Below are 18,468 nucleotides of genomic sequence, written 5' to 3'. Positions count from 1 at the left end.
TTCAACGCACGACGGCGCCTGCCGGACTTTGGTCCGGCAGGCGCCGTTCTGCGTTCCAACCGACCGCGGGTTGGTCAGCGGCGTGCTGCCTTCCGGGCCGCGTTCTTCATGGCTTTGCGGGAGACCGGCTTGAGTGCCTTGCGGGCCGCTTCCTCCGCCAGGGCCCGGTTGCGGCGGGCGTCGATGATGTCGTTCCAGAGGGTGGTGGCAAAGACGCCGCCGTCCTGCGCGTAGACGTCATAGGGGTAGCCGGCGAAGACGGAGGGGGTGGGGCCGGCGACGAACAGGTCCTTCCCGTTGGCCTGCGCGACGGCATCGCCAACTGCCCAGGTCCGCGTCAGGTGGCGGGCCAGGTTCTCCTGCACGAAGACGTTGGCGTCGCCGGAGCGGGCGGCCTGTTCCAGCAGTGCTTCCAGGTCCGACGCCACCAGCGCGGCGCCGGCCTGGTCCGCAGGGGCGGGGGCAGCCTCCAGTTCGGCGCTGATACTGCCGACGGCGGCCGTCCAGTCAGCGGTTTCGCGGAACTTCTTCCACATGGGGAACCAGATGATGCTGCCCGTCGCATGGTTGTGGATGTGCAGCAGGCCGGTGGCTTTTTCGGTGGCCGAGTGGTCGTGGCCGTCGGCGTCAGCCTGGGCGAGAAGGTCTGCGAGTGATGCTGTGCTCATGGGCGGTGTCCGGCTTCCTGGTGGAGATCGTGGGGTTGTTACTCCTTGCCAACCCCCGGCCTGCGTTGTTCTATTCCGCCAGGCCGTGGAGGCCGCCCAGTGCCGGGGCCGGCTGGGGAGGGGCAGCCGCGGATGCAAGGATGGGTGGGTGACTTCAGATTCCGGCTCCGCACTGCAGCGCAGCTCACAGCTGACCACGTTCATCCTTGCCCCCAATCCGGGCCCCATGAGCCTGGACGGCACCAACTCCTATGTCCTGCGCGCCCCGGGGCAATCTGCGGCGGTTGTGGTGGACCCGGGCCCCTTGGATGAACGCCACCTCACCGCGCTGGCGCGGGCAGGCGCCGTCGAACTGATCCTGGTGACCCACCGCCACGCGGACCACACCGCCGGTTCAGCACGCCTGCATGACCTGACGGGCGCGCCGGTCCGTGCGGCCGATCCGAACCACTGCCACGGCGGGGGAGAGCCCCTGGCCCACGGGGAAGTTATCCGGGCGGCAGGGCTTGAGATTACAGTGGTGGCCGCGCCGGGGCACACCTCCGACTCCGTCTGCTTCCATCTGCCGGCGGATGGGCCGAACGGATCGGTGCTGACGGGAGACACCATCCTTGGCCGGGGGACCACCGTGCTGGACTATCCGGACGGGACGCTGGGCGGTTACCTCGCATCGCTGGACCGGCTGGAGGCCCTGGGTCCTGCCACGGTCCTGCCGGCCCACGGCCCGGTGCTGCCGTCCCTTGCGGCCGTCGCACGGGATTACCGGGCGCACCGGGAGGAACGGCTGGCGCAGATCCGAGCCGTGCTGGACCGGCTGGGCCGGGACGCGTCAGTAGTGGAGGTGGCTGACGCCGTCTATGCCGACGTCGGCCCTTCCGTCCGGCGCGCTGCCGAACTGTCGGTCGCGGCGCAGCTTTCCTACCTGCGCGGCGATGGCGGCGGACAAGCGGCGACGGCGGGAACGGTAGGGTAGGAGCCATGCGTATTGCCAGGTTTGTCGTCGATTCTGATCCCCTGTACGGCGTTGTGGAAGGTGAGCCAGGCAGTGAGGAAATCACTGTCATCCACGGCGACCCCTTCTTTAACGGAGTGGAGCGCACCTCGGTGCGCCACAAGCTGGAGGACGTCCGGCTGTTGGCGCCGATCATTCCCCGGAGCAAGGTCATCGGTGTCGGCCGGAACTTCGTGGAGCACGCCAAGGAACTGGGCAACGAGGTGCCCGCCCAGCCGCTGCTGTTCCTGAAGCCCAACACCGCCGTCGTGGGCCCCAATGACCCCGTGGTACTGCCGGAATTCTCCGAGGAGGTCTCTTTCGAAGCCGAGCTGTGCGTGGTCATCGGCCGCATCTGCAAGGACGTGCCGGAAGAGCGCGTGGACGACGTCATTTTCGGGTATACCTGCGGGAACGACCTCACGGCCCGCGATGTCCAGAAGACCGACCTGCAGTGGACCCGCGCCAAGGGCTTCGACACCTCCGCGCCGCTGGGGCCCTGGATCGAAACCGACCTGGACACGGAAGACCTGCAGATCACGGGCCGGCTCAACGGCGAGGTGCGCCAGGACGGCAGCACCAGCCAGATGATCCGCGGCGTGCGCGAACTGGTGTCCGTGGTGTCCCAGGCGTTCACCCTGCTGCCCGGCGACGTCATCATGACCGGTACGCCTGCCGGCGTGGGACTGGTCACGGAGGGGGACCGCTTCGAGGTGGAAATCGAGGGCATCGGGCGGCTGTCCAACCCCATCGTCCGCCGCTAGCACTGTCCCGCAGGGCGGGAGGCCGCACCCGGGCGGGCGGGTAAAGTTGAAGCCACTATGAGTATCGCTTCTTCGTCACCTGCCGCCTCCATTCCCCCCGTCACCGCCGAAACGCCCGTACGGGTCCGTTTCTGCCCCTCGCCCACGGGCACCCCGCACGTGGGACTGGTCCGGACGGCCCTGTTCAACTGGGCCTACGCGCGCCACACCAAGGGCACGCTGGTCTTCCGGATCGAGGACACTGATGCCGCCCGTGACAGCGAGGAAAGCTACCACCAGCTGCTGGACGCGCTGAAGTGGCTGGGCATCGACTGGGACGAGGGCGTGGAGGTGGGCGGCCCGCATGAGCCGTACCGGCAGTCCCAGCGCGGCGACATCTACCAGGACGTCATCAAGCGGCTGCACGAGGGCGGGTTCATCTATGAGTCCTTCTCCACCCCGGAAGAGATCGAGGCACGCCACCGTGCAGCCGGCCGCGATCCCAAGCTTGGCTACGACGGCTTTGACCGCCACCTGACGGAGGAGCAGCTGGGGCAGTACCGGGCGGAGGGCCGCCAGGCTGTGCTCCGCCTGCGGATGCCGGACGAGGACATCACCTTCACCGACCTGGTCCGGGGCGATATCACTTTCAAGGCCGGATCTGTGCCCGACTTCGCCGTGGTCCGTGCCAACGGTGCACCGCTGTATACCCTGGTCAATCCCGTGGATGACGCATTGATGGGCATCACGCACGTGCTCCGCGGCGAGGACCTCCTCAGCTCCACGCCCCGTCAGGTTGCCTTGTACCGCGCGCTGTACGCCATCGGTGTTGCGGAGTACATGCCGGAATTCGGACACCTGCCCTACGTCATGGGCCAGGGCAACAAGAAGCTCTCCAAGCGCGACCCCGAGTCCAGCCTGTTCCTGCACCGCGAGAGGGGCTTCATTCCGGAAGGGCTGCTGAACTACCTGTCCCTGTTGGGCTGGTCCCTCAGCGCGGACGAGGACATCTTCACGGTGGAGCAGCTCGTTGAGCACTTCGACATCCATGACGTCCTGGGCAATCCTGCCCGCTTTGACCTGAAGAAGGCCGAAGCCATCAACGGCACGCACGTCCGGATGCTTGAACCCAAGGACTTCCGGGACCGGGTGGCACACTACCTGCGCGAAGCCGGCCTGGTGGGGGAGATCCTCACCGACCGCGGGGAGGAGATCCTCACCGAGGCGGCACCCCTGATCCAGGAGCGCATCACGCTGCTGGGGGAAGCACCGGAGATGCTGGCTTTCCTGTTCAAGGCGGACGACGCCGTCGATGTTGCCGATGACGCCCGCAAGGGCCTTCCCGCCAACCTCGCCGAGGTGCTGGACGCCGCGATCGCCGCCCTGGAACCGGTGGAGGACTGGACGGCGGAGAACATCCAGGCTGCCCTCAAGCAGGCCCTCGTGGAGGACATGGGCATCAAGCCGCGCCTTGCCTTCGGCCCGGTCCGCACCGCGGTCTCCGGCCGCCGCGTGTCGCCGCCGCTGTTTGAGTCCATGGTGATCCTGGGCAAAGAGTCGTCCCTGCGCCGGCTCCAAGCCTTCCGCGGCTGATGGCCGCCCCGAGCCATGCACCCGCCGGCGTACTGAAGACAGCTTTCGGCGTCGTCCGGGGCGTCCTGTTCGACATTGACGACACCCTGGTGGACCTCGAATATTCAATGACCACCGCCCTGCGCGAAGTCAGCGAACACCTCCTGCCCGGCCTGGACCAGTCCGGGTGGGAGCGGTTCGGGCGCATCTTCACGCACGAAACGACGCATTACTACGACCGCTACCTTGCCGGCGAACTCACGTTCAACGAGCAGCGCCTGCTCCGGGGGCGGGCCGCCCTGGGGCACTTCGGCGTGGAACTTGCCGACGGCGAGGAATCGCACCGGTGGCTGAACGCCTACATGGAAAAACAACCTGCCTACGTCAAGCCGTTTCCCGATGTGCTGCCACTGCTGGACGTTTTGGACGGTGCGGGCATCCCTTACGGAGCCGTGAGCAACAACGTCCACGATTACCAGCGCGCCAAGCTGGACGGCGCCGGGCTGGAGCGGATCACCCACCTGGTGGGCACAGACACGCTGGGCGTCGCCAAGCCGGATGCAGCCATCTACCTTGAAGGTGTCAGGCTCCTGGGCACAGCCCCTGCCGAAACGCTGTATGTGGGCGACAACCGGCTGCTTGATGCGGAAGGCTCGACGGCGGCGGGCCTGGTGGGCGTGTGGCTCAACCGTGTGGGCGAGGTTGTTGAGGATTTCGACGGCGGCATGGTCGCGTCACTGGACCAGCTGCTGCAGTAGCCCTGGCGTGCAATGACCGCGGCACTGCTTCAGGACCGCGGTCATTGCGGGGTGACGACGGGGTCCGCTGTCAGGCCGCTGCGGCGGCCCGCAGGGAACGCCTGCGAAGGACCAGATACGCCCCGGCGGCGGCAGCCACCAGCAGTGCCACGAGCAGCAGCGCGACTGCCGGGTTGTCCAGCCACGACGACGGCGAGACGGCGGCCACCTTGGAGTGCAGCTCCTGCGTGCCGGCCGCGATCCTCGAGTTGCCGTCGGCCAGCTTGCCCGCGCCATCCGCCAGTTTGCCCGAGCCGTCATCAAGCTTGCCGTTGCCGTCGGCCAGCTGCCCGGTTCCGTCAGCGAGCTGGGCTGACCCCGCCTGCAGCTGCCCTGTACCGCGGCTCAGCGCAACGGTGCCGTCCGACAGCGCCTCGGTTCCGGCCAGCAGGCCCGGGTTCTCCGGGTCGCCGCCGCCGTTGATCCCCGCGCTGAGTTTCGTGGTGCCGTCCTGCAGGTTGTTCGCCGCGTAAATCAGGCCCGGGCTGTCCGGGTTGCCGGGGACACCGTCCATTCCCACCCTGATCTTCGCCGTGCCCTCCGCCAGCATGGACGTGCCCAGTACCACGCCAGGGTTTTGCGGGTCAGTTGCATTGAGCTTTTCCGCCAGAGTGGCGAAGCCAGCCTTCAACCGGCCCGCGCCGTCGTTCAACTGGCCTGCCCCGGCGGCCAGGCTGCCGGTTCCGGCCTTTAGCTGCCCTGCACCGTCATTAAGCTTTGCTGCCCCCGCATCAAGCTGGCCTGCTCCCGCATAGGCACGGCGGCCGCCGTCGGCCAGCTTGGCAATCTGGTCCTTGATCACTGCAAGGGGCACCAGGCCCTGGGGCCCGTTTGCCGCCGCTTCAAGCTGGTCCAGCCCCTGGCTGAGCGCGGCGAGCCCGTCGCCCTTGGTGGGGTCGTTGCCCGCGCCGGGGTAACCCTTCAACTGGGCTGTTCCGTTCTTCAACGCAGCAGTCCCCGCGCTCATGCTGGTGGCACCTGCATCGAGCTGGCCGGCGCCGCCCGCGAGCCGGCCCGTGCCCGCCGCCAGCTGCCCCGCGCCGTCCGCAAGGTTGTTCGGCGCGTTTCCGGCGGCCGTGGGAGTAAGTGCCGCTGAAAGGGCCACGGCGCCTGCCTGGAGCTTCCGGGCACCGTCATCCACCTGGTAGACACCCGGAACAAGTTTGTGCAGGACATCGTTTTGCAGCTTCGTGGTGCCGGCATGCAGCTTATCCACCCCAGGTGCGAGCTGGTCGCGGACTCCGGAAAAGATCTTTCCCGCGCCCGCCTGCAGGGCAGCAGCGCCGATATTCAGTTCAGTGCTTCCGTCCTTGACTTTGACCGATCCGTCCTTCAACTGGACGGCGCCCTTATTCGCAGCGCCGGCCCCTGCGGCCAGCTGGCCTGAGCCGTCCTTGAGCTGGGACGCTCCCGCTGCGGCCTGCTCGGCGCCGTCCATCAGCTGGGCGGCACCATTGGAAATCTGGCCGGTGAGGTAGGTGTAGAACGCAAGGAAAAGGACGAGCAACAGCGACAACGCGATGATCGCGATGGACTGAGACCTGGGTCTGGGCTTTGCTGCGGCAATGGTTGCTGTGCGGGTTGTCAACGCTGACACTTCCTAACTTTCCGCCGGACGACGCTGCCCGGGGGCGAAAACCGTGGCTTGTAAGGCGTTCCCGTTTTCCTCGTGGGTGACCCAACATGCGGGGCAGGGATTTTGTTACTGATCGGTAACTTACTCGAGGGTAACCACAGGACCGGAGGGTGGGCAAGGGTTTCGTCTGATCGGTCCACGGAGTGGTCACGAGCCCGGGCAGCTCTCGATTTGTGCGAGCCGGAAGTCTCGGGTAAAGTAATTTCTCGTGCTGAGGCGCACGGAGCAGGGAAAACGCCCTGAAAACCGGCCCGAAAGTGCCATTGGGATATGGTGTAATTGGCAACACTACGGTTTCTGGTACCGTCATTCTAGGTTCGAGTCCTGGTATCCCAGCTCTGGTTTGACTGCTGATTTCAGCGCCAAAACAGGAGGTTTCCATTCGGTTCGCCGATTTGAAACCACGGCAAAGTGTGTGAAATACTCACTGAGCTTGAGCAGCGGAAACGCTGCCGGAAGTACGCGGCCCCATCGTATAGCGGCCTAGTACGCTGCCCTCTCACGGCGGTAACGCGGGTTCGAATCCCGCTGGGGTCACCATGGAAAATGGTCCCGGGCATCAGCCCGGGGCCATTTTTGTTTGCAGTCTGAGCGTCCTGGACCTTCCCCGCCAAACGGACAGAACCCCTTATCGTTCCGCGGGGAGTTGTCCTTCAGCGGGGGAGTATCCTGCTGGACCGACGCGCCGTGACGGCTCGCGACCCACACTGAACTGGCATGATGTTGCTGTGACCTCCCACAACGAGCAGGGCCGCCCGTCCCAGCCGCCATCGCCCTCCATGGCGGCGGTGACGTTGCTGGAGGAAATCCGCAGCGGGCTGGATGATGTCACGCTCCCGCTGGCCCTGCCGGGCGCAGACCAGGCGCGCCGTGACACCGCAGCCGCGAGAGCCCAGTTGGACGACTACATCCTTCCGCGGTACCGCAGCCTGGACGCCCCCTTGCTTGCCGTCGTCGGCGGTTCCACGGGCGCGGGCAAATCCACCCTCGTGAACGGCCTCGTGGGGCATCCCGTAACCCGCGCCGGCGCGATCCGCCCCACCACCCGCCAGCCCATCCTGCTGCACAATCCCGCTGAAGCTGCCTGGTTCGAAGGCCAGCGCGTCCTGCCGGGGCTAAGCCGCATCCGGGGAACCCTGGCCGCCAGTCCGGTTCCCACGGGCCACCAAGGGGAGCCGGCTGCTGCCATCGATTCGCTGGTCCTGCTGGCCGATCCGGCAGTACCTGCCGGCATCGCCCTCCTCGACGCTCCCGACGTCGACTCCATCTCGGACCAGAACCGCCTGCTCGCCGGACAGCTGCTGGCCGCCGCCGACCTCTGGGTCTTCGTCACCACGGCAAACCGGTATGCCGACGCCGTCCCCTGGAAGCTCCTCCTGGACGCCGCGTCCCGGGACATCACCGTTGCGGTGGTGCTGGACCGGGTGCCGCAAGGAGCCGAAACGGAGGTGAGCCAGGACCTCCGGGGCCTGCTGGACCGCGAAGGCCTGGCCGGAAGCCGCCTGTTCATCATCGCCGAAACAGTCCTGGATCCTCACGGCATGCTGCCCGCGGGCGCCGTGGATGAGTTGCGGGAGTGGCTGGCGTCGCTGGCTTCTGATGCCGCGGGCCGCAGCGACGTAGCCCGCCGAACCCTGAACGGAACAGTCCGCGCACTGGCCCAGCGGATCACGGACCTCGCCGAATCGCTGCGTGAACAGGAACGGGCCGCCGCCCGGCTCGAATCCGACGCCGTGGCGGCTTACGAAAACGCGGCCACCCGGATCCTCGACGCCACCCGCGACGGAGCCCTGCTGAGGGGCGAGGTACTGGCCCGCTGGCAGGACTTCGTGGGCACCGGCGAATTTTTCCGCACGCTTGAGCAGAACGTGGGACGCTTCAGGGACCGTGTGGGTGCGTTCTTCCGTGGTGAACCGGCCCCGGCGGTGCGGGTGGAAGCGGCCATCGAGACCGGCCTGCAGGCAGTCATCGTCGACGAGGCAGCCAACGCCGCCGAAGACACCGATCAGCGGTGGCGCTCGGACCCGGCGGGCCGGCAGCTACTGGGGCCGGACAACCTGTCCGGCACAGGGCCAGGCTTCCCCGACCGGGCGGCTGCCGAGATCCGGGCCTGGCAGGAAGCCTTGATGGAGCTGATCCGCACCGAAGGCCAGGGCAGGCGTACCCAGGCGCGCTGGCTGTCGTTCGGCATCAATGGCCTCGGCGCCGCGCTGATGATCGTGGTGTTTTCCATGACGGCGGGACTTACGGGACTGGAGATCGGCGTGGCCGGTGGCACCGCCGTCGTGGGCCAGCGCCTGCTGGAGGCAGTGTTTGGTGAGGATGCCGTGCGCCGGATGGCCGACAAAGCCCGTGAGGACCTGGCCGCCCGCTGCCAGCAACTGCTGATGGATGAACAGCAGAGGTTCCTGCAGCGGTTGCCGGCGGACAACCCCGCCCAGGCGCAGGCGCTTGCCGCGCAGGCCGGAGAGCTGGCGCGGCTGGCGGAGCGCGCGTGAGCCGCCACGGCCGTGCGCGGGAGTCCTCGCGGCTGGACGCCCGGCTCCAGGCCCTCCAGGACGCCCGCGAACTGGGGGAGGGGGTGCTGCCGGACCAGGCGCTGCAGGAAGCATTCGAGGTCCTGGAGCGGGCAAGTTCCCGCCGCTCCCTGTCCGGTGACCACACAGTGGTGGGTTTCTTCGGGGCAACGGGAAGCGGCAAGTCGTCACTTTTCAACGCCGTCAGCGGCGCGGAAATCGCGACGGCCGCCGCGCGCCGTCCCACCACCTCGGAACCGTTGGCAGGTGTCTGGGGAGCGGCAGGCTCCGAGGCGCTCCTCGATTGGCTGGAGGTGGGGAACCGGCACCACGCCGCGCCCGTGGAGGGCTTCGCCGACGAACGGACCGGTTTGATCCTGTTGGATCTCCCTGACTTCGACTCCACCCGTGCCGCCAACCGCGAAATTGTGGAGCGCATGGTGGGCATGGTGGACGTCCTGGTCTGGGTCCTCGATCCGCAGAAGTACGCCGACGCGGCCGTCCATAACGGATTCCTTGCACCGCTGGCGTCCCACGGGGCCGTCACGCTTGTGGTCCTGAACCAGGTGGACCGGCTGCCCGCGCATGATCTGCAGCCGGTGCTTGACTCGCTCCACGCGATCCTTGCCGGTGAAGGGCTGGGACAGGTGCGGGTACTCGCCTCATCCGCCCTGACGGGGGCAGGGATCGCGGAGGTGCGTGCAGCGATCCGAAAGGTGGCCGTACAGCGGCAGGCCCAGTCCCGGCGGCTGGAGGCCGATGTCACCAAAGCGGCGGAGGACCTGCGGCGTGCTTCCGGTGACGGTGACGCTGCAGGGATCCGTTCTGCTGCCAAGACGCAGCTCGCTGACGAACTGGCCATCGCAGCAAACGTGCCTGCCGTGGTGCGCGCCGTAGGGCAGTCCTACCGCCTCGAATCCGTGCGACGTACCGGTTGGCCGGTAACCCGCTGGCTCTCCCGGTTCCGCGTTGACCCGCTGCGGCGCCTCAACCTCCGCAGCAGTGCTCCCGCCGGCCTGAACCGGACGTCGTTGCCGCCGGCCGGAGCGCCGGAGCGGGCCCGCACCGATGCGGCGGTCAGGGAGTTCGCGGACTCGGCCGGCGCCGGAGCACCTGGCCCGTGGCGGGCAGCGATCCGGGGGGCTGCCAGGACCGGCCGGGAGCGCCTGCCCGATGCGCTGGACCAGGCCATCGCCGGGACCGACCTTGGTGCCAACCGCAAGGCGTGGTGGTGGGGTGCGTTCAACGTGGTGCAGTGGTTGGCGCTCCTGACCGCGTTGGGCGGCCTGGGCTGGCTGGGAGTCCTGGCCGGGCTTGCCTACCTCCAGCTGCCGGTGCCGGAGGTGCCGCGCGTGGAGGGCTGGCCGATACCCACCCTGATGATCGCCTTCGGCGTGGTGTTGGGAATCTTCCTTGCCGTCACCGGGCGTTTCATTGCAGCGGGAGCTGCCCGGGCCAGGGCTGCCAGGGCACGACGACGGCTCAACAGTGCCGTTGCCGCGGCGGCACAGGAGCTGGTGGTGGAGTCGGTGGAGGCGGAGATCGGCCGGCTGGCTTCCTTCAACAAGGCATTGAAGGAAGCCCGGCAGGCTTAAGGGCTCCTGGTTACCCTGCTGAAAGGGCCCGTGCGGCGTCACGGACCTTGATCAGGGTGCGCAGGTTCCGGGTGGTGGTTGCGGCCTTGAATTTCGCCTTGGCGCTGATCTTGCTGAAGGGGCTGTCCAGGGTCCCGCCCACAGGGGCCAGCCAGGCAAGCGCCTCCGGCGCAAGCCGCTGCTGGTCCTGGCTTTCCAGGGCTGAGCCGGCCGCCTCCAGTTCGTCCAGTACGGCAGGGTCCGAAGAAATGGTGATGTAGGTATGGGTGGCCTTGTCGTCCTCGGGATAGGGGCAGGCGTCCACGAGTTCAGCCACCCTCCCGGCGTCCAGGACCACCACCCACGCTTCGTAGCCAAAGGCCGCGCGGAGGCACTTTTCGCACTCGCGCTTCACGGCTGCGGCGTCCAGGCTGCTGGACAGCACCACGTTGCCGCTCGCCAGAAGGGTCTTTGCGTCGGTGAAACCACAGTTCTTCAGTGCGTCCCTGAGGTCCGCCATCTTGATATTGATTCCGCCAACGTTGATCCCACGGAGGAACACTGCATAGCTGCCCATGGGCACAGCCTAGCGGCGTGGACGCCTGGGGGACGGGAAGGTCCTAGTCGTTGTTCTTTCGCAACGCCTCGGTCAGGATGCGTCCAGCGTTGCAGACCACTTCAGCGTGAAGGCGTCCCGGCTGGCGGGTCAGCCGTTCGATCGGGCCCGAAATGGAGACGGCGGCGATCACCCTGCCGGACGGTCCCCGCACAGGTGCCGAGACTGACGCAACCCCAGGCTCGCGTTCGCCCAGGCTCTGCCCCCAGCCCCGTCGTCGTACTCCTGCCAGCACGGTGGGTGTGAAGCGGGCCGACTGGAGGCCCTCCAGGAGCCGGTCGTGGTCTTCCCACGCCAGCAGGACCTGGGCGGCGGAACCGGCTTTCATCGACAGCTGGGTGCCTACCGGGATGGTGTCGCGCAGGCCGATGGGGCGTTCCGCGGAGGCGACGCACACGCGCCAGTCGCCCTGCCGCCGGAAGATCTGGGCGCTTTCTCCAGTGGCGTCGCGCAATTGCATCAGCACGGGGCCGGCCGAGGCGATCAGGCGGTCCTCGCCGGCGGCGGAAGCGAGCTCAACGAGCCGGCTGCCAAGGACGAACCGGCCCTGGATGTCACGGCTCACCAGCCGGTGGTGCACCAGCGCCAAGGCGAGGCGGTGGACAGTGGGCCGGGCCAGGCCGGTGGCGGCCACGAGCTGCGCCAGCGTGGTGGGTCCTGCCTCGAGGGCATCGAGCACCTGGGCCGCTTTATCAATGACACCGACTCCACTAGAATTGTCCATGTAATGATATTGCCGTCTCATTATCTGAGATGCAAATCTTTCGGGTGGCGCGCCGCGGAGGCCTCCTGATTCAGTTGGACTATTCAGCCAAACAGCAGTGAAGGGAGATGGCCATGGGAAAGACATTGGCCGAGAAAGTCTGGGACGCACACGTGGTGCGCAAAGGTGACGGCGATGGTGCCAACGCCCAGCCCGACCTTCTGTTCATCGACCTCCACCTGGTCCACGAAGTCACGTCCCCGCAGGCATTTGAAGGCCTGCGGCTGGCAGGGCGCAAGCTGCGCCGGCCGGACCTGACCATCGCCACCGAAGACCACAACACCCCCACCCTGGACATCGACAAGCCCATTGCCGATCTCACCAGCCGCACCCAGATCCAGACCCTGCGCAACAACTGCGCGGAGTTCGGGGTCCGGCTGCACAGCCTGGGCGACGCCGAACAGGGCATTGTCCACGTCGTGGGTCCCCAGCTGGGCCTCACGCAGCCCGGCATGACGGTGGTCTGCGGAGACTCGCACACCTCCACGCACGGCGCCTTCGGGGCGCTCGCCATGGGCATCGGCACGTCCGAGGTGGAGCACGTCATGGCCACCCAGACCCTGTCGCTGAAGCCGTTCAAGACCATGGCCATCAACGTGGAGGGCACACTGCGGCCGGGCGTTACCGCCAAGGACATTATCCTCGCCGTGATCGCAAAAATCGGCACCGGCGGCGGCCAGGGCTATGTGCTGGAATACCGTGGCTCGGCCATCCGGGCGTTGTCCATGGAAGCGCGGATGACCATCTGCAACATGTCCATCGAGGCAGGCGCCAGGGCCGGCATGGTGGCACCCGACCAGACCACGTACGACTACATGCTGGGCCGCCCGCACGCGCCGGAGGGCGCTGACTGGGACGCCGCCGTCGAGTACTGGAACACACTGAGGACCGACGACGACGCCACCTTCGACGTCGAGGTGGACCTGGACGCCGACACGCTGGAGCCGTTCGTCACCTGGGGCACCAACCCCGGCCAGGGCGTGTCCCTGTCCCAGTCCGTTCCGTCCCCCGAGGACTTCGGCGACGAGAACGCCAAGGCCGCCGCGGTGCGTGCCCTGCAGTACATGGGGCTCGAAGCCGGCACGCCGATGAAGGACATCCGGGTGGACACCGTCTTCCTCGGTTCCTGCACCAACTCCCGGATCGAGGACCTGCGCGCCGCCGCGGACATCATCCGCGGCCGCGAAAAGGATCCGCAGGTCCGCATGCTGGTGGTGCCCGGCTCGGCCCGGGTCCGGCTCGAAGCGGAAGCTGAGGGCCTGGACCGCGTGTTCAAGGACTTCGGTGCGGAATGGCGGTTCGCCGGCTGCTCCATGTGCCTGGGCATGAACCCGGACCAGCTGGAGCCGGGGGAGCGCTGCGCCTCAACCTCCAACCGCAACTTCGAAGGGCGCCAGGGCAAGGGCGGCCGCACGCACCTGGTGTCCCCGGTGGTGGCGGCAGCCACGGCCGTGCGCGGCACGCTCAGCTCGCCGTCGGACCTTGAACCGGCTCCCGAACCCGCAGCCATCCACATCGACGCAGCCTAGGACAACACCATGGAAAAATTCACCAAGCACACCGGCATCGGCGTCCCGCTGCGCCAGAGCAACGTCGACACCGACCAAATCATCCCCGCTGTCTACCTCAAGCGCATCACCCGGACCGGGTTCGAGGATGCCTTGTTCTCCGCCTGGCGCAAGGACCCCTCCTTCATCCTGAACCAGGAGCCGTACAACACCGGTTCGGTGCTGGTGGCCGGCCCGGACTTCGGTACCGGCTCCTCCCGCGAACACGCCGTCTGGGCACTGAAGGACTACGGCTTCAAGGCTGTGCTTTCTTCCCGGTTCGCCGATATCTTCCGCGGCAACTCCGGCAAGCAGGGGCTGTTGGCCGCGCAGGTGGCCCAGGACGACATCGAGCTCATCTGGAAGGAACTCGAGAACGCCCCGGGGACCCAGGTCACGGTGGACCTTGAGTCCAAGACGGTCGTCTGCGGCAACATTGTGGCTCCCTTTGAGATCGACGACTACACCCGCTGGCGGCTCCTGGAAGGCCTGGACGACATCGGGCTGACCCTCCAGCACGAGTCCGACATCACCGCCTACGAGGCCACCCGCCCGGCGTTCAAGCCCAAGACCCTGCCGGCCAAGCTTTCCTAGCCCAGGTATGCATCCGGCGGCGGGCGCCCGGTCCCGCCACGCCCCGCCGCCGGTGCCCCGTTATTTCGGTTCGGTAACGCGACCTCCTATGCTTGGTTGGAGCCTTTGCAAGGTTTTGGGGGCTAGTGATCGTGAGGAAACCGGTATATGAGTAGTGTTCTGACAATCCGCGGCGGTGTCCCGCTTACAGGCCGCGTCAGCGTCCGTGGGGCCAAGAATCTTGTTCCCAAGGCAATGGTGGCGGCGTTGCTGGGCAACGAACCCTCGGTGTTGCGGAACGTGCCGGAAATCAAGGACGTGGAGGTCGTCACCTCCCTGCTGCAGCTGCATGGCGTGACCGTGGAGAAAGACCCGGTCAACGGTGACCTCACCCTCGACCCCAAGGCTGCCAAGACGGCGCCGAGCACCGCCATTGACGCCCACGCCGGCGACTCCCGCATTCCCATCCTGCTCTGCGGGCCGCTGATCCACGCGATCGGTGAAGCCTTCATCCCGGACCTGGGTGGCTGCAAAATCGGCGACCGGCCCATTGACTACCACCTGGACGTCCTGCGGCAGTTCGGTGCCGTGGTGGAGAAGCGTCCCGGCGGCATCCATATCTCCGCGCCCAGGGGGCTTCACGGGGCCAAGATCTCGCTGCCGTATCCGTCAGTCGGGGCCACGGAGCAGGTCCTGCTGACTGCGACGCGCGCGGAAGGCATTACGGAACTTTCCGGTGCCGCCACCGAACCGGAGATCATCGACCTCATCGCCGTGCTGCAGAAGATGGGCGCCATCATCAGCGTCCAGACCGACCGCACCATCCGCATCGAAGGCGTCCGCGACCTGGGCGGTTACAACCACCGCGCCCTCTCGGACCGCAATGAGTCGGCGTCCTGGGCGTCGGCGGCGCTGGTGACCCGCGGTGACATCTTCGTGGAGGGCGCCTCCCAGCGCGACATGATGACTTTCCTGAACACCTACCGCAAAGTGGGCGGCGGAATGGACATCGGCGAGGACGGCATCCGCTTCTACCACAAAGGTGGAAAGCTGAACCCGCTGGTCCTCGAAACGGACGTCCACCCCGGATTCATGACCGACTGGCAGCAGCCGCTGGTGGTGGCGCTCACCCAGGCCGAAGGCGTTTCGATCGTCCACGAGACGGTGTACGAGAACCGTTTCGGCTTCACCGACGCCCTCATCCGAATGGGCGCCAGCATCCAGGTGCACCGGGAGTGCCTGGGCAGCGTTCCGTGCCGGTTCGGCCAGCGGAACTTCCTGCACTCGGCTGTCATTTCCGGCCCCACCCAGCTTAAGGGAACGGACATCGATGTCCCGGACCTGCGCGGCGGCTTCAGCCACCTCATTGCCGCCCTGGCCGCCACGGGAACCTCACGGGTCACCGGGATCGATATCATCAACCGCGGCTACGAGCGCTTCACCGAGAAGCTCGCCGGCCTCGGTGCCGATTTCGACATCACCACCACGAAGTAGAGCGGGACTGTGAAGGAATCTGCCAAGAGCAGGGCCACATTTGTGTTCATCGCCGGCGTCGTCCGGCCGCTGATGAACCTCATGATGTCCAAAACGTGGGAAGGCACGGAGAAACTCCCCGCTGGCGGCTTCATTGCCGCGCCCAACCACTGCACCGAAATCGACCCCCTGGTGGTGGGGCACATGCTCTACAACCAGAAGCGGGCGCCCCACTTCCTGGCCAAAGCCGGGCTGTTCAAGGTTCCCGGGCTGGGCCCGCTCCTGCGCGCCACCAAGCAGGTGCCGGTGGAGCGTTCGACGGCGGGAGCGAACCGGTCGCTCCAGGTGGCCCAGGAGATCGTGGCTGAGGGCGGCGCAATCATCATCTATCCCGAGGGTACGCTGACCCGTGACCCGGGGCTTTGGCCGATGAAGGGGCACACCGGCGCGGCCCGGCTGGCCCTCGAAGGCGGGATCCCGGTTGTGCCCATCGCCCACTGGGGTGCGCACGAGGTGTTCCCCAGGTACGGCAAGCGGTTCCACCTGTTCCCGCGGAAGCGCTCCCGCGTCGTCGTCGGCGATCCCGTTGACCTGAGTGCCTTCAGTGGCCGTCCCCTGGACAAGGCCACACTGGCGGAGGCCACCGAACTGATTATGGACGCCATCACGGCTCTCCTCGCGGGCCTGCGCGGAGAGCAGCCACCAGCCGAGCGCTGGGATCCGGCCAAGCAGCAGCAGGCCAAGCACGGGCGCTTCGTGGAACGCGGTCAGCAGCCGGGTGCAGGAACGGAAGCGCAGTGACCGCTGACGGAAAGCCGGGAGCGGCCCGCACGGTGGCCGTCCTCGGTGCAGGATCATGGGGAACAACGTTCGCGAAGGTCCTGGCGGACGCCGCCATCGCCGCGGGTACGCCGCGCGCCATCAAGCTGTGGGGCAGGCGTGCCGAAGTGGTGGACGAGATCAACACCAGCCACCGCAACAGCGACTACCTCAAGGACATCGTCCTGCCGGAGAGCATCACGGCGTCAACCGACGTCCGCGGGGTCCTGGCAGGAGCGGAGCTTGTGGTGGTGGCCGTTCCGGCCCAGTCGCTGCGTCCGCAGCTGCGGGAGTGGAAGGAGATGATCGCCCCCGGGGCCGTCGTCGTCTCCCTCATGAAAGGCCTGGAGCTGGGGACGGATGCCCGCATGAGCGAAGTCATCAGCCAGGAACTGGACCTGCCGCAGGAACGCATCGCCGTTGTCTCCGGCCCCAACCTGGCCATGGAAATCGCGCGTGAGGAGCCCACCGCGTCCGTTGTGGCGTGCACGGATTCCGCGACGGCGGGCTGGCTTGCCAGGACCTGCACCGCCCCCTACTTCCGGCCCTACACCACGGCAGACGTCGTCGGCGTCGAAATCGGCGGCATCGTCAAGAACGTGATCGCGCTGGCCGTCGGCATTTGCGAGGGCAAGCAGATGGGGGACAACACCAAGGCCTCGGTGATTACCCGGGGACTGGCCGAAACATCACGCCTCGCGCTGGCGCTGGGCGGCGAAGCGAAAACCATGGCGGGACTTGCCGGGCTTGGCGACCTAGTGGCAACGTGTTCCTCCGCGCTGTCCCGGAACCACACTGCCGGCCGGCTGCTGGGCCAGGGCCTGACGCTGGAGGAGGTGGGCCGGAAGATGACCCAGACCGCCGAAGGCATCAAGTCCGGCCAGGCCGTCCATGAACTTGCCGGCAAGCTCGGCGTCGAAATGCCCATCACGGCCGCCGTCGTGGCCGTGCTGGCAGGCAAGCTGTCCGTTGACCAACTGGGGCCGGTTCTGCTGTCCCGGGAATTGAAACCTGAAGGCGATTACTGACCATGTCCCAAGACAAACCCACCACGGGCCAGGCGGCCACCCCCCGGAAGCCCCGCGTAGCCGTGCTCTTCGGGGGCCGTTCCAGCGAGCACTCAGTGAGCTGCGTAACGGCGGCAGGTGTGCTGGGTGCCATCAACAAGGACAAGTACGAGGTCATTCCCATCGGGATCGCCAAGACCGGCCAATGGGTTCTTGCCGCCGCCGAGACCGCGCAATGGTCCCTGGCGGCATCGTCCCTTCCTGAAGTCGTGCCGTCCCCGGAGACCGTGACCCTGGCCGAGATCGGCGGGGAACACCAGCTGATCGTGGCCTCGCCAAACCAGGTTCCGCAGGAGCTGGGCGCCGTCGACGTCGTCTTTCCGCTGCTGCACGGGCCCTTCGGCGAGGACGGCACCATCCAGGGGCTTCTCGAGCTGTCGGACACGCGCTACGTCGGTGCCGGTGTCCTGGCCTCCGCCGTCGGCATGGACAAGCACTACATGAAGGTGGTCTTCGGGGCCGCCGGGCTGCACGTGGGGCCGTACGTGGCCGTGACGGACAGGCAGTGGCGCAAGGACCCCGAAGCGGTGCGGAAACAGGTGGACCGGCTGGGTTTCCCCGTGTTCGTCAAGCCGGCCCGGGCAGGTTCCTCCATGGGCATCTCGAAGGTCGACTCCCTCGAGGGGCTGGACGCCGCCATCGAGGAAGCCCGCCGCCACGACCTTAAGCTCGTGATCGAAGCCGGCATTGTTGGCCGCGAAATCGAGTGTGCGGTCCTGGAAGGCCGCGGCACTGATGCGCCACGGACATCAATGCCGGGTGAAATCTCCGTAGCCGGAGGAACGCACGAGTTCTACGACTTCAATGCCAAGTACGTCGAGGATGATGCCGCGGCCCTCAGCTGCCCCGCCGACATGCCTGCGGAAGCCATCTCCCGCGTGCGTGAACTGGCTGCCGCCGCGTTCGACGCCGTGGGGGCCGAGGGACTGAGCCGCGTGGACTTCTTCTACACGCCTGAAGGCGAATTGATCATCAACGAGATCAACACGATGCCCGGCTTCACGCCCAAGAGTATGTACCCCCAGATGTGGGCGGCATCAGGCCTGGACTACGCCGACCTGATCGACGAGCTGATCTACCTGGCACTGAACCGCAACACTGGCCTCCGCTGAG

General features: G+C 67.1%; 16 protein-coding genes and 2 tRNA genes. 14 read left to right on the top strand and 4 right to left on the bottom strand.

Features of this window, described 5'->3' with window-relative positions; all coding sequences use genetic code 11:
• Nucleotides 1–74: 74 nt before the first annotated feature.
• Nucleotides 75–668: a hypothetical protein gene (locus tag ACTHQS_RS12405; RefSeq protein WP_440169256.1), complete on the bottom strand. Its 594-nt coding sequence runs from the start codon at nucleotides 666–668 to the stop codon at nucleotides 75–77.
• Nucleotides 669–816: 148 nt separating this feature from the next.
• Between ACTHQS_RS12405 and ACTHQS_RS12400 the strand changes: the two genes are divergently transcribed.
• From ACTHQS_RS12400 to ACTHQS_RS12385, 4 genes are read left to right on the top strand one after another with little or no spacing between them, the layout of a single operon-like run.
• Complete coding sequence (locus tag ACTHQS_RS12400; RefSeq protein ID WP_440169253.1) at nucleotides 817–1,641, top strand: MBL fold metallo-hydrolase; 825 nt, start codon at nucleotides 817–819, stop codon at nucleotides 1,639–1,641.
• Nucleotides 1,642–1,646: 5 nt separating this feature from the next.
• On the top strand, nucleotides 1,647–2,423 hold the full coding sequence (locus tag ACTHQS_RS12395) for a fumarylacetoacetate hydrolase family protein (RefSeq protein WP_440169250.1): 777 nt from the start codon (nucleotides 1,647–1,649) through the stop codon (nucleotides 2,421–2,423).
• A 57-nt stretch (nucleotides 2,424–2,480) separates the two neighbouring features.
• A complete protein-coding gene (gene gltX, locus ACTHQS_RS12390) occupies nucleotides 2,481–3,995 on the top strand; it encodes a glutamate--tRNA ligase (protein WP_440169247.1) in 1,515 nt (504 codons plus the stop codon).
• Nucleotides 3,995–4,732, top strand: coding sequence for an HAD family hydrolase (locus ACTHQS_RS12385; RefSeq protein WP_440169244.1), 738 nt, complete (start codon nucleotides 3,995–3,997; stop codon nucleotides 4,730–4,732). The genes gltX and ACTHQS_RS12385 overlap by 1 nt, the downstream gene beginning before the upstream one ends.
• Before the next feature lie 70 nt (nucleotides 4,733–4,802).
• Here ACTHQS_RS12385 and ACTHQS_RS12380 read toward each other — a convergent pair whose 3' ends face one another.
• On the bottom strand, nucleotides 4,803–6,368 hold the full coding sequence (locus tag ACTHQS_RS12380) for a hypothetical protein (protein WP_440169242.1): 1,566 nt from the start codon (nucleotides 6,366–6,368) through the stop codon (nucleotides 4,803–4,805).
• Nucleotides 6,369–6,671: 303 nt separating this feature from the next.
• On the opposite strand from ACTHQS_RS12380, the gene ACTHQS_RS12375 reads away from it, so the two are divergent.
• From ACTHQS_RS12375 to ACTHQS_RS12360, 4 genes are all read left to right on the top strand, one after another.
• A tRNA-Gln gene (locus ACTHQS_RS12375) sits at nucleotides 6,672–6,743 on the top strand.
• 128 nt (nucleotides 6,744–6,871) lie between these two features.
• Nucleotides 6,872–6,947: transfer RNA gene (locus ACTHQS_RS12370), tRNA-Glu, on the top strand.
• Between the two features lie 188 nt (nucleotides 6,948–7,135).
• Entirely contained in the window at nucleotides 7,136–8,905 is a 1,770-nt protein-coding gene (locus ACTHQS_RS12365) for a dynamin family protein (RefSeq protein WP_440169240.1), read from the top strand.
• A complete protein-coding gene (locus ACTHQS_RS12360) occupies nucleotides 8,902–10,518 on the top strand; it encodes a GTPase (protein ID WP_440169237.1) in 1,617 nt (538 codons plus the stop codon). The genes ACTHQS_RS12365 and ACTHQS_RS12360 overlap by 4 nt, the downstream gene beginning before the upstream one ends.
• A gap of 10 nt (nucleotides 10,519–10,528) precedes the next feature.
• Here the strand turns inward: ACTHQS_RS12360 and ACTHQS_RS12355 are convergent, their stop codons facing one another.
• On the bottom strand, nucleotides 10,529–11,074 hold the full coding sequence (locus ACTHQS_RS12355) for a DUF1697 domain-containing protein (protein ID WP_440169235.1): 546 nt from the start codon (nucleotides 11,072–11,074) through the stop codon (nucleotides 10,529–10,531).
• Between the two features lie 43 nt (nucleotides 11,075–11,117).
• Entirely contained in the window at nucleotides 11,118–11,837 is a 720-nt protein-coding gene (locus ACTHQS_RS12350; RefSeq protein ID WP_009356552.1) for an IclR family transcriptional regulator, read from the bottom strand.
• Between the two features lie 113 nt (nucleotides 11,838–11,950).
• Here ACTHQS_RS12350 and leuC point away from each other — a divergent pair, with 113 nt between their 5' ends.
• From leuC to ACTHQS_RS12320, 6 genes are all read left to right on the top strand, one after another.
• A complete protein-coding gene (gene leuC / locus ACTHQS_RS12345) occupies nucleotides 11,951–13,405 on the top strand; it encodes a 3-isopropylmalate dehydratase large subunit (protein WP_440169233.1) in 1,455 nt (484 codons plus the stop codon).
• A gap of 9 nt (nucleotides 13,406–13,414) precedes the next feature.
• Entirely contained in the window at nucleotides 13,415–14,017 is a 603-nt protein-coding gene (gene leuD / locus ACTHQS_RS12340) for a 3-isopropylmalate dehydratase small subunit (protein ID WP_440169230.1), read from the top strand.
• Between the two features lie 147 nt (nucleotides 14,018–14,164).
• The gene (gene murA / locus ACTHQS_RS12335) at nucleotides 14,165–15,490 is read left to right on the top strand and encodes a UDP-N-acetylglucosamine 1-carboxyvinyltransferase (protein ID WP_440169227.1); all 1,326 of its coding nucleotides are present in this window, start codon (nucleotides 14,165–14,167) and stop codon (nucleotides 15,488–15,490) included.
• Nucleotides 15,491–15,499: 9 nt separating this feature from the next.
• Nucleotides 15,500–16,270, top strand: a complete 771-nt coding sequence (locus tag ACTHQS_RS12330; protein WP_440169224.1) for a lysophospholipid acyltransferase family protein — start codon at nucleotides 15,500–15,502, stop codon at nucleotides 16,268–16,270.
• Complete coding sequence (locus tag ACTHQS_RS12325) at nucleotides 16,267–17,316, top strand: NAD(P)H-dependent glycerol-3-phosphate dehydrogenase (RefSeq protein WP_440169222.1); 1,050 nt, start codon at nucleotides 16,267–16,269, stop codon at nucleotides 17,314–17,316. Before ACTHQS_RS12330 ends, ACTHQS_RS12325 begins: the two co-directional genes overlap by 4 nt.
• 2 nt (nucleotides 17,317–17,318) lie before the next feature.
• Nucleotides 17,319–18,467 carry a D-alanine--D-alanine ligase family protein gene (locus tag ACTHQS_RS12320; RefSeq protein WP_440169220.1) on the top strand — a complete coding sequence of 383 codons (1,149 nt, stop codon included), beginning with the start codon at nucleotides 17,319–17,321 and terminating at the stop codon, nucleotides 18,465–18,467.
• Nucleotide 18,468: the final 1 nt, after the last annotated feature.

It is taken from the genome of Arthrobacter sp. SAFR-044 (assembly GCF_051965175.1).
GTDB lineage: Bacteria > Actinomycetota > Actinomycetes > Actinomycetales > Micrococcaceae > Arthrobacter.
This window is presented reverse-complemented; position numbering and strand designations above follow the sequence as displayed.

What these genes read in the sequence shown, in the direction of transcription:
- leuC (WP_440169233.1), top strand. Translation starts at nt 11,951, where the DNA reads ATGGGAAAGACATTGGCCGAGAAAGTCTGGGACGCACACGTGGTGCGC.
- ACTHQS_RS12355 (WP_440169235.1), bottom strand. Translation starts at nt 11,074, where the DNA reads ATGGGCAGCTATGCAGTGTTCCTCCGTGGGATCAACGTTGGCGGAATC.
- gltX (WP_440169247.1), top strand. Translation starts at nt 2,481, where the DNA reads ATGAGTATCGCTTCTTCGTCACCTGCCGCCTCCATTCCCCCCGTCACC.
- ACTHQS_RS12405 (WP_440169256.1), bottom strand. Translation starts at nt 668, where the DNA reads ATGAGCACAGCATCACTCGCAGACCTTCTCGCCCAGGCTGACGCCGAC.
- leuD (WP_440169230.1), top strand. Translation starts at nt 13,415, where the DNA reads ATGGAAAAATTCACCAAGCACACCGGCATCGGCGTCCCGCTGCGCCAG.
- ACTHQS_RS12385 (WP_440169244.1), top strand. Translation starts at nt 3,995, where the DNA reads ATGGCCGCCCCGAGCCATGCACCCGCCGGCGTACTGAAGACAGCTTTC.
- ACTHQS_RS12350 (WP_009356552.1), bottom strand. Translation starts at nt 11,837, where the DNA reads ATGGACAATTCTAGTGGAGTCGGTGTCATTGATAAAGCGGCCCAGGTG.
- ACTHQS_RS12395 (WP_440169250.1), top strand. Translation starts at nt 1,647, where the DNA reads ATGCGTATTGCCAGGTTTGTCGTCGATTCTGATCCCCTGTACGGCGTT.
- ACTHQS_RS12320 (WP_440169220.1), top strand. Translation starts at nt 17,319, where the DNA reads ATGTCCCAAGACAAACCCACCACGGGCCAGGCGGCCACCCCCCGGAAG.
- murA (WP_440169227.1), top strand. Translation starts at nt 14,165, where the DNA reads ATGAGTAGTGTTCTGACAATCCGCGGCGGTGTCCCGCTTACAGGCCGC.